The following is a 14,346-nucleotide window of genomic DNA, read 5'->3' on the forward strand; positions in this document are numbered from 1 at the left end:
AGGAAGAAGGTCCCCGAATGCTGATCGACCGCCGCCAGTTCGCCGGAGCGGCCCTGGCCAGTGCCGCGCTGGGAGCCCTGCCCGCGCGGGGGGCCCTGCTACAGGGGCAGGAGGAGAAAAGCGCTCCATCGGCTTACCGGAACGAGGTCGAAGGTTTTGGGCCCCTCGTCCCCGATCCTTATGGCTACTTGGACCTCCCGGCGGGCTTCTCCTACCAGGTGGTAAGCCAGGCCGGTGAGCCGATGGATGACGGCTTCGTCACACCCGACCATTTCGACGGCATGGCTTGCTTTGCTGCGGGTCCGGGCAAGGTCGCGCTGGTTCGCAACCATGAACTGAAGGCTGACGCGCACCTGCTGGGACCAGCGGGGACGAGCGAGCGCCTGAGGAAGCGCCTGCTCAAGTCGCCCCACTTCGGCACGGACACATACGGTCGGGTGCTGCCCGGCGGAACGAGCACGCTGATGGTCGATCTCGCCACCCGCCGGAGAACGGGCCAGTGGCTCAGCCTGGCGGGAACGGCGGTGAATTGCGCGGGCGGGCCCACGCCATGGGGCAGCTGGCTCAGCTGCGAGGAGAGCACGATCGCTCGGCCGGAGGTGGACCGTTCGCACGGCTGGATCTTCGAGGTGCCGGCCGCTCATCGCGGTCTGGTCGAACCGGTTCGACTGACCGGCATGGGACGTTTCCGTCATGAGGCCGCCGCGGTGGATTCCTCGACGGGCATCGTCTACCTCACGGAGGACAAGGACGACGGGCTGTTCTACCGCTTCCTCCCGAATTCACCGGGCAGGATCGCAAGGGGCGGAAGACTGCAGGCGCTGGCACTTGCCGACCAGCGAGGGGCGGACACGCGCAACTGGCACCGGCGGCAGCTGAACGTCGCGCAGCCGCTCGCTGTTCGGTGGATCGACCTTACGGACACCCACAGCCCCGACGACGACCTGCGCCTTCGTGGTCGCTCGGCGGGTGCCGCCATCTTTGCTCGCGGTGAAGGCATCTGGTTTGGGCAGGGTGAGCTTTATTTCACCTGCACCTCCGGCGGTCCGTCGCGCCACGGTCAGATCATGCGCGTCCGACCCGCCGCCGCAGACACCATCGAGCTGTTCGTCGAGAGCAGCGATGCAGACGTGTTCGATTATGGTGACAACCTCACGATTGCTCCGTGGGGTGACCTCATCGTGTGCGAGGACCGGACGGACGGCAAGACCAACCATCTGCGCGGTGTCCGTCCGGACGGACGGATCTACACCTTTGCCCGCCTTCACGCCGACACCGAGCTAGCTGGCGCCTGCTTCTCCCCGGACGGAGGAACGATGTTCGTGAACGCGTACAGCCCGGGCCGAACATTGGCGATCACAGGCGATTGGAGCAGGGGCGGAGCCTAGTTTTCCGTCGGAGCGCCTCCGCGCTGCAGCTGCCGTCCGAGGGTTCCGTCTTTGACATGGATGCTCAGAGCTGCCTGAGCGCTTCAGAGTCCGCTTTTCTAGGGGCGCCAACCATGTCCGGACCGGCGGCAACCGGCCACTTGCCGACGCTCCGAGCGAGGTAGTGGTGGGCTGGCGAACCAGCCCACCATCCTGTTCAGATCTCGGTTGCTTCAGCCAGCGCCAGAGCATCTTCCACTTCGACGCCGAGGTATCGAACGGTGGTCTCGATCTTAGTGTGTCCGAGAAGGATCTGCACCGCACGCAGATTGCCCGTCTGCTTGTAGATCAGGGCTGCCTTTGTGCGTCGAAGCGAGTGGGTGCCGTAATCCTCCGGCGTAGGCCGATCGCAGTGACCCATTCGTCGACGAGGCGGGCATATTGTCGAGTGCTTATGTGCGTCAGCCGATCGGTTCGGCTGGGGAAGACATACTCGTCGAAAGAGCCACCCCGACGTTCAAGCCACTGGAGCAAACTTGTGCGAGCGGGTTCCAAGAGCTCGAACTGCACTGGCCGGCCGGTCTTTTGCTGGATGATGATCGCTCGCTGGCGAATGCGGGCTCCGCTGACCAACTCGTCGATCTTGATCTTCACGAGGTCGCACCCGCGTAGCTTGCTGTCGATCGCGAGATCGAAGAGGGCGCGATCACGCAGGCGATGCTCCTGTTCCAGGAAGAAGCGAACGGCCCAAACTTGCTTAGGCAGGAGCGGGCGCTTGGCGCCAAGCTTACGGCCAACATTCCACGCGGGACGGTCTTCCTGACCCGGATCGTAGATTGCGTGTCCCATGCTCATCTCCTCAGGCCAACAGCGGCCGAGGAGGAAACGAGCTGGCAGGCTGTGCATGGAGCTTGCCGGTCCCGCACTTATCAATGAACCAACGTCTGCTCTAGGGAAGTCGCGATCCAAGCCTAAATGTCTGAGAGTGGGTCGTTCAGGCCGTCAGCCCTCCTATATCGGTACAATGACCGGCACCGTATGACACCGTTCGGTGCGTGCCCCCGCAACCAACGGTATCGGCGGCCCTCGGCGAAAGCTGGGGGCCGTTGCCGTTTGTGGCGTGCGCGAGCTCCGCCTGCTTGCTGCGTCGCCTAGACCCGCTTGGTGAAGTCCCGCTCTCGAGTGGGTCCTGCACGCGCGCTCAAGTGCTGCATGCGGACCGGGAAGAGACGGCGGCTAGCCGCCCAGAGGCCCAGCTCGGCATCGGGCATGCTGCGCCAGAGAAGCCCCAACGCCGTCAGCTCTCCTCCCTGATGGTTGCCTTGATATGGATCACCTAGGCCGCCACAAGCGGACGTATCGAGTGCTCGATGGTGTTCTGAACCGGACTGAAGTGGAGTTCATATGACGGCGCCGCCGGGCATGATCGACAGTTTCGGCCGGCGCATCACCTATGTGCGCATGTCGGTCACCGATCGGTGCGACCTGCGCTGCCGCTACTGCATGGCCGAGCGGATGCTCTTCCTGCCGAAGAAGGAAATCCTCTCGCTGGAGGAGATTATCGCTTTGAGCGATACCTTCATCGCCCGAGGCGTGAACCGGATCCGGCTGACCGGGGGCGAGCCGCTGGTCCGGCGCGGGATCATGGAGTTGGTCCGGGGGCTCGGCGAGAGGGTCGGCCACGGGCTGGACGAACTGACGCTCACCACCAACGGAACGCAGCTAGAGAAGATGGGGGCGGGGCTGTTCGCGGCCGGCGTTCGGCGGGTGAACATCAGCCTTGATAGCCGCGATCCGGAACGATTTGGCTATATCACCCGCAGGGGCGATCTCGGGCAGGTGTTGCGCGGTATCGCCGCGGTGCGTGACGCCGGGCTCAAGGTGAAGATCAACATGGTTGCGCTCGCCCGCCTCAACGCGGACGAGATCGAGGGCATGCTGCTGTGGTGCGAGCGTGAAGGGCATGACCTGACGCTGATCGAGACCATGCCGCTGGGCGAGGTCGAGGAGGACCGGACCGACCATTACCTGCCACTCGATGCCGTCAAGCGCGAGTTGGAAAGGCGGTACCGGTTCAAGCCGAGCTTCCGCCGGACGGGCGGTCCGGCGCGCTATTTCGAGATCGAGGGCATGCGGGTGAGGCTCGGGCTCATCACGCCACTGACCGGCACGTTCTGCGCGGGCTGCAACCGCATCCGGGTAGCGGCGACCGGGACGGTCTACGGCTGCCTAGGGCACGACCAGAAGGTCGAACTTCGGGATCTGCTCCGGACGGGCGGCGTCGGGGCCGTGAACGACGCACTCGATGAACTGCTCGCCGGTAAGCCCAAGGGTCACGACTTCCAGATCGCCGCCGCAGCGCCCGCCGTGCAGCGGCACATGAGCGTCACGGGCGGCTGACGAACCTTGCTGGGGGGCATGGAAGTGGACATCTGGCTGGCCGTGTGCATGGCCGTGGGCGCGGCGCTCTACTCGAGCGTAGGCCATGCGGGGGCATCGGCCTACCTGGCGCTGATGGCACTGTTCGGCGTGCCGGCTGCGACCATGCGGCCGACCGCCCTGGTGCTCAACATCATCGTCGCGAGCTTCGGATCGTTCCGCTTCATCCGCGCCGGTCTGTTCCGTTGGCGAACTTTGTGGCCCTTCCTGCTGGGCGCGCTGCCGTTCGCCTTCTTGGGCGGTGCCATCAAGCTGCCCGGGGACATTTACAAGTCGCTGGTCGGGGTGGTGCTGCTCCTGTCGGCAGCGCGGCTGCTATGGCCGCGCGAGATTCGGGCGCTGCAGGAGTCCCACGATCCGCCGGTTTGGCTTGCAATCCTGCTGGGCGCCGGGATCGGCCTGCTGTCTGGCCTGACCGGCACGGGGGGCGGCATCTTCCTTTCGCCGCTGCTGCTGTTCATGGCATGGTCGACGCCCAAGCCGACCTCGGGCGTGGCCGCGGTCTTCATCTTGTGCAACTCAACTGCCGGGCTACTCGGTAACTTCGCTTCGGTGCAGCAGCTGCCAAGCAATCTGCCGCTGTTCGCGGGAGCGGTGCTGCTCGGGGCGACGGTCGGCACCACGCTTGGCATCCGCTTGCATGCGCCGGTCATTCTCAAGACCTTGGGCGTGGTGCTGGTCGTCGCCGGGGTAAAGCTGCTCGGCTTCTACTGAGCGCGGTTGGAGCCACCCCGATGACCGCCCCAGGTTACGTCGCACACGCAGATCAATCCGCGGATCGCCTGCGGCCAGCCAAGCGGGGTGATGGAGAGAAGTGCCACTGATAAATGACCTCGGGATCCGATGCCGTAAGGAGCGTCCGCCGCGCCTAGCCGTGAGGCACGCCTTCCGAACCTGAGCCGATCCCCAGCGCCAGGTTCACCAGTCGCCGCGTGTGCTCAGTCAAGCGGGTTAGCGTTGCTGGTCATGGCTGCGAGCGCCTGAGACGCCCCATACCCGGCTGCTTCGCCGAGATCTTGATGTGGGCCCTCCTCGGTCTGAGGTTTAAATTCCAGCGTACCATTCATAGTCGCCGCTATCCTCCCAGAAACCGCCGCGGCCTCCATGAATGCCCGCGAGGCTCTCCACCGCCTCGATCCGCTCGATATATTTGGCGTGCTTGTAGCCGAGCTGGCGCTCCACCCTAAGGCGCAGCGGCGCGCCATGTGGAACCTGAAGGACCCGATCGTTCATGCCCCAGGCGAGGATCGTCTGCGGGTGGAAGGCGTCGATCAGGTCGATGCTCTCGTAATATGGCCGGCCGGCCAGCTGATCCATGCAATGGAAGACGATATAGCGAGCGCGCGTGCTGAGCGCCGCTGCATCCAGCACCAGCCCGAGCGGCACGCCGTGCCACTTGCCAATGGCGCTCCAGCCCTCGACGCAGTCATGGCGGGTAATCTGCGTCCGCAAGGGCATGGAGCGGAGCTGCTGCAGGGACAGAGACAGCGGCCGCGCGACCAGCCCGTCCACGCGCAGCCGCCAGTCCGCAAAATTGCCTGTCAGCAGCTGCTGATAAAGCGGCGTGCCCGGGTCGGCCGTGCCGTTCGAGCGGAAGATGGGCGACATGTCCGCTTCCCTGAACTCACGCGCGAGCGCGTTGCGGTCCATGATCAGCCGCTGCGCTCGCATGGTAAGTCCCTCGGCCGACCGCAACACGCCGCGATAGCTCTCGCTCTGATTCAGGCGATCGCAACCCCCGAGCAGCAGCGCACCGGCGCTCGTTCCTCCGACCAGCAATCCGCGGCGGCTGATCATGCGGCACGCTCCGGCGGCAGGCGAAAGCGGCCGGTTATCATGGACCGCACCTCGTTCACCGGTCCCGCCAGCAGCACCATGGCCAGGTGCACAAGGATGAACAGCAGCATCAGCCCAGCGCAGATGAAGTGGACCGAGCGGGCAGACTGCCGGCCGAAGAACAGGTCGACCAGCCAGGGCCAGGCCGCATCCATCGCCGGCGACATGGCGAGGCCGGAGAGGATCAACAGCGGAATGAGCAGCAGCACTACCGCCCCGTAACTCAGCCGCTGCAGCGTGTTGTAACGCTTGGCCGCCTCGCCCGTCGGGAAATGCAGTCGCGCATGATCCCTGATTTCCTGCCACAGGTGCCCGGGCGCGAAGTCGCGCGGCCGAGGCAGCAGGTCGCGGCGGAGATGGCCGTTGAGCAGCGCGGCCAGCAGGTAGATGATCGTGCTGACGCCGAACAGCCAAGCGAACGCTAGGTGCCAGCGCCGTGCGCCCGCCAGATCGTAGGTCGACGGAATGGTCGCCCAGCCGGGGAAGCGCGGCAGCTCCAGCCAGGCCGGATCGAAGTTCGCGCCATAGTGACCCCAGTAGAGCCGCGGATGCGCGTTGAAGATCATCAGACCGCTCATCAGCATGATGATCACCACCACCGCATTCAGCCAGTGCCAGAGCCGGGTGGACAGCCGATGGCGCAAGACCTCCTGCCGCTCGTCAGGGCTCGCGGGGAGCCCGGCCGAACCGGGCGCCGTGCGGGGTGCGTCCATGCACCTTTATACCGCACGGCGCTTCCATTGGACAGGCTCGCCACAACCTAAAGCGCGAACTCGGCAGCCAGAGCTTGCGCGTATCGACCGCAAACGTCGTCGGGGGCATAGTCCTGCGGCCTTCGGCTCGACCGAGACGGTCGGCGCAGCAATCGTCGAGTTTTCGGAAGAAGCGTTCGCCAACGTCAACACCCCCGAGGACTTCGCGCAGGTCGAGAGGCGGCTCAGGTCAGAAGTCGAGCACGTCGACCAGGGACCCTGATGCGGTCAGCTGGTTCCCTGCAGGACGGCGGATCAGCAGACTGGCCGAGGCAAGCACCTTTTGGGCGCTGGAGTCCTGGTGTCCAAACAGACGAACCGCGCCCCCGACTATGTAGCCACGAGAGAATGTCTCGCGGTCACCGGTCGCGCCGAGATCCTCAGCAAGGGGAAGGGACCGCCACGGCAGTGCCTCCGCAGGATTACGACCGGTCATTCGGCACAGAAGCGGCGCGAGGAACAGTCGGGCCGTGACCAGCGCCGATGTCGGGTTGCCCGGCAGGCCAAGGACCAGCTTCCCCTCCGCCCGCCCGAACCAGACCGGCTTGCCAGGCTTCATGGATACCTTGGAAAAGATCAGGTCCAGTCCGGTCCGATCGAACATGGATCTGGCGAAGTCCTTCTCCCCAACCGAAGCCCCTCCGGTCACGACCAGAAGGTCGGCCGTGTCGAACGCAGCCGCCGCGGCCTGCTCCATGCGCGCAAGGTCGTCCGGCAGCCGGTCAGTCCCGACGAGCCGCCCGCCCCATTCCTCTGCGAGCGCGCCAACCCCAAAGCTGACGCTCTCCGGGATGCTGCCCGGAGTGTTGCCGGCCTGTCCTGGCTCTACCAGTTCGTCGCCGGTGCTGAGCAGCCGGACTCGTGGCTGACGGTAGACTGCCACGCTCGCCACATCGCCACCCGCCGCAGCGACCAGGGCGCGCGGGGTGACAAGCGTTCCGGCAGGAAGGAGGATCTCGCCGGCCTCGAAGTCGGACCCGCGTGGCCGGATGTGCCTGGCTGTGGACAACGGGTGCTCGAGCCGCACCAGATCGCCGTCTCTTGCGACCACCTCCTGCACGATGACGCGGTCGGCACCCGCCGGAACGGCCGCCCCGGTGAAGATGCGAATACAGGTGCCGGGTTCCAGCGATCCGCCGAACGGCCGGCCCGCGAAGCTCTCGCCTGTGATCGGAAGAACCGCCGGCAGCTTGGCTACGTCCCCCTCTCGCACCGCATACCCGTCCATCGCGGACACGTCGCACGGTGGAGAGGAGACGCCGGCGATCACAGGTTCGGCAAGCACGCGCCCGTGGGCGGCGCGAAGCGGCACGTCCTCCGTACCGGAGGGAGCCCCAGTATCGGAAATGAGGGAAATCGCTTCGTCGAAGCTAATCATCGCCGCCATCTGCCCGACTTGCCGCCGGCCTTGGAGACCACTTCCAGCCCTTCGATGACCATCGTTCGATCGATCGCCTTGAGCATATCGAAGAGCGTCAGGCACGCGACCGAAGCGGCGGTGAGCGCCTCCATCTCGACCCCGGTCACCCCGACAGTTTTCACTTCCGCTTCAATCCGGAATCCTGGCAGCTTGTCGTCCATCTCGATCCGGACGGCAGCCTTGGTGAGTGGTAGCGGATGGCAGAGGGGGATCAGGTCGGCGGTCCGCTTCGCCGCCATGATCCCGGCCAGCTCCGCCGTGTGCACGACTGCGCCCTTGGGCGACTTGCCTTGTGCCACGCTGCGCAAGGTCTCAGGCAAGCAATGGAGCCGCCCCATCGCCTGCGCGGTCCGCTCCGTCGGCGCCTTTTCCGACACATCGACCATCCTGGCGCGGCCGCTCTCATCGAGGTGGGTCAGGTCACTCATGCGCAGACATGCCGTAGCCGCGGGATCTGGCCGGCCAGCGAGCAGGGTCGATAGCGGCTGTCCAGTTCCAGTCCGAGCACATGGTCCCAGGCATCACGACAAGCTCCCGTCGAACCGGGCACGCAGAAGATGAACGTGTCGTCGATCTGTCCAGCAAAGGCCCGGGACTGCAAGGTCGAAACGCCCACGGTTCCGAGGCTCGCCTGGTGGAAGACGATGGAGAAGCCGTCCATTTCCCGCCGGACCAGGGGTTTGATGGCTTCCGGCGTCACATCCCGGGGCGAGAAGCCCGTGCCGCCCGTCGAAAGAATGAGATCAACGCCATCATCGGCGACCCAGGCCTGCACCTGGCCGCGGATCGCATCCACGTCGTCGGTCACCATGGCTCGGGCGGCAAGCTCGTGCCCGGCGCTGGTCAGGCGCTCGATGAGCGTGCCACCGGACGTGTCCGTTTCCTCCGTCCTGCTGTCGGACACGGTTAGAACAGCGATGCGAAGGGGATAAAAAGGCAATGTTTCATCGATGCGTCCGGGCAAGACCCTACTCCCAACGTGCGCGTTCATGGTGGTCGGTATCGGTGGGCTCGATCCACCGTGATCCGTCCCGCCCATCTTCACGCTTCCAGAACATGGCCTCCGTCTTGAGGCGGTCCATCAGGTAATCGGCGGCTTCGAACGCCGCCCGGCGGTGCGGCGCGGCGGCCGCGGCCCATACGATCGCGTCGCCAGGCGAGATGTGGCCGGCACGATGGATCACGTCCAGCGCGCTCACCTCAAATCTTTCTGCGGCCGAGGCCGTGATGTCCTCTAGCGACAATTGGGTGAGGCGGGGATGGTGTTCCAGGACCAGCATGTCCACCGGCGCGCCCTGCCTGTTGGCCCCCCGAGCCAGTCCCGCAAAGGTAACCACAGCCCCGACCTCGTGGGATAACCGCTGCTGGAAGGCTGCGTACGCGTCCTCCGGCGAAAAGGGTTCCAGAACCAGCCGCGCCGTCCACATATGACTCACCCGCCCGAAACCGGGGGGAAGAACTCGAGGGCCTCCGACGTCTTCAAGCGATGCGTGTCCGACACCAGCGTGTCCCCAACGCAGGCCCGGACCCGCGAGCTCAGGATGTGCTCGCGCGACTGCGGATGTTCTTCGGCGATCCGGCTACGCACCTCCGCCACGGAGCAGTCCGCCCCCGGGACCTCCAATCGCAGCTCCCGCCCAAGCATATCGGCCAGTCGGCCGTACAAGCGTACGTCCATCTCTCACCCTCGTGTTCGAACCGGTCCCGTCGCCCCGAGCAGGCGGGCAGGTCAACTAGGTAAACACCCGGAACAGCCTGCGAGCGGGTCGGGATCCGTAGCGCTTGCGTACGCAGTCTCCAGGATTGCTGAAGCTGAAGCGCCGATTTCCGCCTTTGCAGCAAACGGGGATCCCCGGTAAGATCGCGCTCGGCGGCGGGGGGACTCTCGCGATGCTGTTGCGTAGCGCGAGCGCGTCTTTCCTTTGCTGGGACTGGCGCCGCAGCCTCTCACTCCAGCAATCGCGAGAGCGGCCACGGGGGTAGCGTGTCCCCGCTTCGTTCTGTGAGGGGGCAGGCGCGTGACGAGTACCATTCCCACCTTGCCGGTTCGTCCCGGCGCCGAAACCTCGCCATATACGACTGCATTCACCCAGCCGTCCGGTGGCACCATATGGTCCGGCCAGGTGATCTATGGCCTGGATATCGATCCGGCTTATGGACCGTTCGGGTCCTTCTTCCGGGCCGGATTTGGGAGCCCGCTTGTCTATTCTTCCCTTTATGGCGCGCTGACCCTGAACGTGCATGGGCAGGTCTGGGATCGGTCCTCGACCAATGATGTGAACGCCATCTGGGCCGATCACCTGATCAACACCGGAACCATCGTGGGTGAGGCAGATGCGTTCACCGGCGGCGGCAGCACGCGATATCTCTTCGTCCGAACGGTGGTGCTGACGGGGGGAACTGCCGATCCTTCTCCCACCCTCACCAATATGGGCGAGATCTATGCGACCGCGACGGCGGGCAACAGCATCGCAGTGTACAGTTCGGACGCTTACAACCGTTTGACCAACTCCGCCCTGATTGCGGCGAGTGCGACTTCGGGCGCTGACGTGTCGCAGAGCGGCGGTGCGCAGGGCGTCCGGCTCGAGAACAATAGCGCGCTACTCAACGAAGCGGGAGGCCGCATCCTCGCCGAGGGATCGACCCTGGCCTACGGCGTCTACATTGGCCGCGGCTTGAGCCCATCCTGGGCCAACTTCGGACCCCAACTGGATAACCGAGGCTTGATCGAGGCGGTCGTTACGGGCCCGTCGGGTGAAAGCGTGGGCGTCTACGCCGTGAACCTCGCGACCGAGACACTGGCCATCGTCAATAGCGGAATCATCCGAGCCGATGTCGCCATCTATGCGCCGTCGGGGACTACGGAGACATTCACAACGTCGGTTCAGGTCAACAGCCAGACAATCACGAATCTCGCCAGCGGACTGATAGACGGGGATATCCGCCTGGAACTCGGCGCAGACACGCTCGTCAACGCCGGAACGATCCGGGGAACCGTCGACCTGGGCGGCCATGACGATCAGTTCGACAATAGCGCGGGAGTTCTCGAGGGCACGGCTTGGTGCGGCGACGGCGCGGACCGCTTTATCGGCGGCGCGGCCACGGACCATGCCCGCGGCGGCCTCGGAGCCGATCAACTCTCCGGAGGCGGAGGCAACGATCTTCTTGAGGGAGATCAGGGCAATGACGCTCTGGCCGGCGGCGCAGGGAACGATGGCCTCTACGGCGGAGCTGGAAACGATCGCCTCGTCACCCTTGCCGGAGATGTGGCGCGAGGCGGTTCGGGAGACGACCGCTTCGAGACGGTCGATCTCCGGTTCGCCGCGCTCGACGGCGGCGCCGGGCGGGACAGTTGGGTGCTGCCGACCGGCGCGGTGACGCTTGACCTGCGTATGGTGGCGGCAAGCGGTCGGGTCGTCGGGATTGAGGACGTCGTGATGGCGGGCGGCCAGACGCTGGTCGTCCATGCTGGCGATGTGTCCGCACTGACCGCCGGCGGAAGCACTCTGCACATCGCCGGCGGCGTCTCGGACCATGTCTACCTGGCGGGTTCGTGGGCTCTCTCCGGCACTCTGGTCGAGAGCGGAGTTCAGTATTCGCGCTACGTGTCGGGATCATCGCTCCTGCTGGTCCAGTCCGGCATTACAGTGCAGGTCGGGGATGCCCCGCCCCCCGCGGCGGGCCTCGAAGCGGTTGCGAGCGGAGTGGCAGCTCCAGTTGAGTCCCCGGGCAGCTCCGACACGCTCACGCTGTCGTCGACGCATTGGCTGAGGACCGATATCTCGATTGCGTCCGCCGAGACGTGGCGTTCGGGCAGCGGGCTCGCGGTGATTGGATTCCAGTCCTCCGCCGATGCGTCCTCGCCTCCTCCTCCGGACGTCCTCAACCAGGGCAGCATCATCAACGACGTCGGCCAGGGTCCAACTGCTACAGCAGTCGGCAGCGTCGAATGGAATGGATCGCCGATCTTCGGGACCTTCACCAATGCCGGGCTGATCCTGGTGGAAGCGGGTTCTGCAACGAGCGTCACCGCCTTCCTGAACGCCGACCGGGGCGTCATCGTGAATGACGGTTTCATCCACGCGATCGCACACGGCAGCGGGGACGCAACGGCGATCCTCACCTGGGACTCCCAGAGGCTCAGTGTCGACAATCGCGGCGAAGTCTACGCCTTTTCGGCGGCCGGCTATGCCACGGGCGTCAGTCTCCGGAACGGCACTACCTTTCTCAATACTGGTCAGATCGAGGCCGACGGTGGAAATGGCGCGGCCGGGGTCGAGGCGCTGTACGGTGGCACGATCGACAACCGCGGCACCATCACCGCCCGCGCTACACCCACCAGCGAGTATCTGGCAGTCGGCATCCAGCTGTTCGAGAGAGGCAGCATCAACAACTCGGGTGTGATCCGGGGCGAAGTCGGGATCTGGGGGCAGATTCGGTACGGTACTGGCTTCGAGGTGGTGAACAGTGGGCTCATCGACGGCGGTATCGTGTTTGATCTTTACGACGCTGCCGACAATTTCGCCCGCTCGTCTGTCACCAACAGCGGTATCATTGCCGGTTCTATAATCGCCCACGAAGCGTCGGTTGGCATTGAAACTATCGTCAACAGCGGGACGATCGAGGGGGATGTCCTGCTTGCCGGCGGGGACGACGTCTATAACGGGAGCGCCGGTCGAGTACTTGGCATTGTCAGCGGTGAGGCCGGCAACGACCGGCTGACCGGAGGGGCCTTCGCTGAGACGATCCAAGGTGGTTCGGGCGACGACGTCATCGCGGGGAATGGCGGGGATGACATGGTCGATGGCGGCGACGGCAACGATCAGATCGATGGCGGTGGAGGCTTCGATCTCATCTCCTACGCGCAAGCTGGCGCCGGTGTTGTCATCGCGGTCGACCGGGCCGGTCCCCAGAATACGGGCGGCGCAGGCATCGACACGCTGACCAACATCGAGGACGTGATCGGATCAGAGTTTGCCGACCAGATCACGGGGAGCAACCTCGGGAACTTCCTCTACGGCCTAGCGGGCGCCGACGTCATTGTTGGAGGCGGAGGCATAGACACGCTGGATGGCGGGGACGGTGGCGACATTTACCTGATGGCTTCCACCGACGACCATATGGCTGGCGAGATCGAGGACAGCGGCGCCAGCGGTCTGGATGAAGTCCGTTATGCGGGGCCCGCTGGTTCGACGCTCATCCTGTACTCCAGCGACCGCGGTCTCGAGCGAGCGGTTGTTGGCACGGGAACCGCCGCAACGGCAGTGACCAGCGGGACCGCGAGCCTAAACATCGATGCCCGGCTGGTCGCAAATGCATTGACCATGGTTGGCAATAATGGCGCGAACATCTTTCGTGCCACGAGCTTCACGGACATCCTTCAGGGGAATGGCGGCGATGACACACTCCACGGCTATGGCGGCTCCGACGTTCTCAACGGCGGCCTAGGTGTTGACCAGCTTGACGGCGGTGCTGACGGCGACGTCTACCTGGTCAGCTCGACGGCTGAGCATGCCGCGTCCGAGTTCGGGGACACTGGCGCAAGCGGCACGGACGAGGTTCGATTTGCCGCGGCCGGCGCGGCGCAGACGCTGACGCTGTTTGCGGCGGACATCGGCATCGAGCGGGTGGTGATCGGCACCGGCACGGGCGCGTCGGCGGTGACCACGGGATCGCTCGGCCACGGGATCGACGCGCGCGAGCTGACTAGTGCCGTGACGCTGGTCGGCAACAATGGCGCCAATATCCTTCGCGCGACGTTCTACGGCGACCTCTTGCAGGGCGGCCATGGCGACGATCAGCTCTATGGCTATGGCGGCAACGACACGCTGGACGGCGGGCGCGGCGTGGACCGGCTGTATGGCGGCGCGGGCAACGACACTTATGTCGTGACCGACGCCACCGACTATGCCTACGAGCTTGCCGGCGAGGGCACCGACACGGTGCAGGCGGCGGTGTCGGTCAACTTGCGCGCCAACATCGAGAGCCTGGTGCTGACGGGACCTTATTCCATCACCGGCCGCGGCAATGATCTGGACAACACCATCACCGGCAACTCCGGCTCCAACCGGATGTGGGGCATGGGCGGGAACGACACGCTGATCGGCAATGCCGGCAACGACTTCCTCGACGGCAGCGAGGGCAGTGACACGCTGATCGGCGGCATTGGCAACGACGTCTATTATGTCGACACGCTCAGCGACACGATCGTGGAGGCTGCGAACGAGGGCTATGACACCGTCCGCACCACGCTCGACTGGACGCTGGGTGCGGGGCTCGACCGGATCGAGCTTCTGGGCAGCGGCGACCTGGATGGCACCGGCAACGGGCTCGCCAACATCCTGTCGGGCAATGCCGGCGCCAACGTGCTCGCGGGGCTCGACGGCAACGACCGGATCTTCGGCAAGGAGGGCAACGACACGGTTGATGGCGGCGCGGGCGGCGACTGGCTGGAGGGCGGCACCGGGCAGGACACCTTCATCGGCGGCGCGGGCTCGGACCGGTATGTCTTCCGCGAAGGCGACTTTGGCGG

11 protein-coding genes and 1 pseudogene are annotated in these 14,346 nt (G+C 65.3%); 4 read left to right on the forward strand and 8 right to left on the reverse strand.

Annotated elements, in window-relative coordinates; translation table 11 throughout:
* Positions 1-17 precede the first annotated feature (17 nt).
* Positions 18-1,388 (forward strand): alkaline phosphatase PhoX, encoded by a 1,371-nt coding sequence (locus tag JT720_RS06165; protein ID WP_205480066.1) that lies wholly within the window; start codon positions 18-20, stop codon positions 1,386-1,388.
* 196 nt (positions 1,389-1,584) lie between these two features.
* Here JT720_RS06165 and JT720_RS06170 read toward each other — a convergent pair.
* Positions 1,585-2,216: pseudogene (locus tag JT720_RS06170) on the reverse strand (tyrosine-type recombinase/integrase).
* A gap of 555 nt (positions 2,217-2,771) precedes the next feature.
* Between JT720_RS06170 and moaA the strand changes: the two are divergent.
* Entirely contained in the window at positions 2,772-3,767 is a 996-nt protein-coding gene (gene moaA / locus JT720_RS06175) for a GTP 3',8-cyclase MoaA (RefSeq protein ID WP_237219669.1), read from the forward strand.
* An 18-nt stretch (positions 3,768-3,785) separates the two neighbouring features.
* On the forward strand, positions 3,786-4,520 hold the full coding sequence (locus JT720_RS06180) for a sulfite exporter TauE/SafE family protein (RefSeq protein WP_205480067.1): 735 nt from the start codon (positions 3,786-3,788) through the stop codon (positions 4,518-4,520).
* Positions 4,521-4,850: 330 nt separating this feature from the next.
* Here the strand turns inward: JT720_RS06180 and JT720_RS06185 are convergent, their stop codons facing one another.
* From JT720_RS06185 to JT720_RS06215, 7 genes are all read right to left on the reverse strand, one after another.
* Positions 4,851-5,603, reverse strand: a complete 753-nt coding sequence (locus JT720_RS06185; protein WP_205480068.1) for a molybdopterin-dependent oxidoreductase — start codon at positions 5,601-5,603, stop codon at positions 4,851-4,853.
* Positions 5,600-6,355: a cytochrome b/b6 domain-containing protein gene (locus JT720_RS06190; RefSeq protein ID WP_205480069.1), complete on the reverse strand. Its 756-nt coding sequence runs from the start codon at positions 6,353-6,355 to the stop codon at positions 5,600-5,602. Before JT720_RS06190 ends, JT720_RS06185 begins: the two co-directional genes overlap by 4 nt.
* 229 nt (positions 6,356-6,584) lie before the next feature.
* The gene (locus tag JT720_RS06195) at positions 6,585-7,781 is read right to left on the reverse strand and encodes a molybdopterin molybdotransferase MoeA (protein WP_237219670.1); all 1,197 of its coding nucleotides are present in this window, start codon (positions 7,779-7,781) and stop codon (positions 6,585-6,587) included.
* A complete protein-coding gene (moaC, locus tag JT720_RS06200; protein ID WP_205480070.1) occupies positions 7,769-8,242 on the reverse strand; it encodes a cyclic pyranopterin monophosphate synthase MoaC in 474 nt (157 codons plus the stop codon). The genes JT720_RS06195 and moaC overlap by 13 nt, the downstream gene beginning before the upstream one ends.
* Positions 8,239-8,805, reverse strand: coding sequence for a molybdenum cofactor biosynthesis protein B (gene moaB, locus JT720_RS06205; protein WP_205480071.1), 567 nt, complete (start codon positions 8,803-8,805; stop codon positions 8,239-8,241). The genes moaC and moaB overlap by 4 nt, the downstream gene beginning before the upstream one ends.
* Positions 8,783-9,241, reverse strand: coding sequence for a molybdenum cofactor biosynthesis protein MoaE (locus tag JT720_RS06210; RefSeq protein WP_205480072.1), 459 nt, complete (start codon positions 9,239-9,241; stop codon positions 8,783-8,785). The genes moaB and JT720_RS06210 overlap by 23 nt, the downstream gene beginning before the upstream one ends.
* 5 nt (positions 9,242-9,246) lie before the next feature.
* Complete coding sequence (locus tag JT720_RS06215; RefSeq protein ID WP_205480074.1) at positions 9,247-9,492, reverse strand: MoaD/ThiS family protein; 246 nt, start codon at positions 9,490-9,492, stop codon at positions 9,247-9,249.
* A gap of 340 nt (positions 9,493-9,832) precedes the next feature.
* Between JT720_RS06215 and JT720_RS13790 the strand changes: the two genes are divergently transcribed.
* On the forward strand, positions 9,833-14,346 hold a 4,514-nt coding region (locus JT720_RS13790; protein ID WP_336511949.1), incomplete at its 3' end, for a beta strand repeat-containing protein.

The sequence above is a fragment of the Sphingomonas arenae genome (assembly GCF_016924655.1).
In the GTDB taxonomy this organism is placed as follows: Bacteria; Pseudomonadota; Alphaproteobacteria; order Sphingomonadales; family Sphingomonadaceae; genus Sphingomicrobium; species Sphingomicrobium arenae.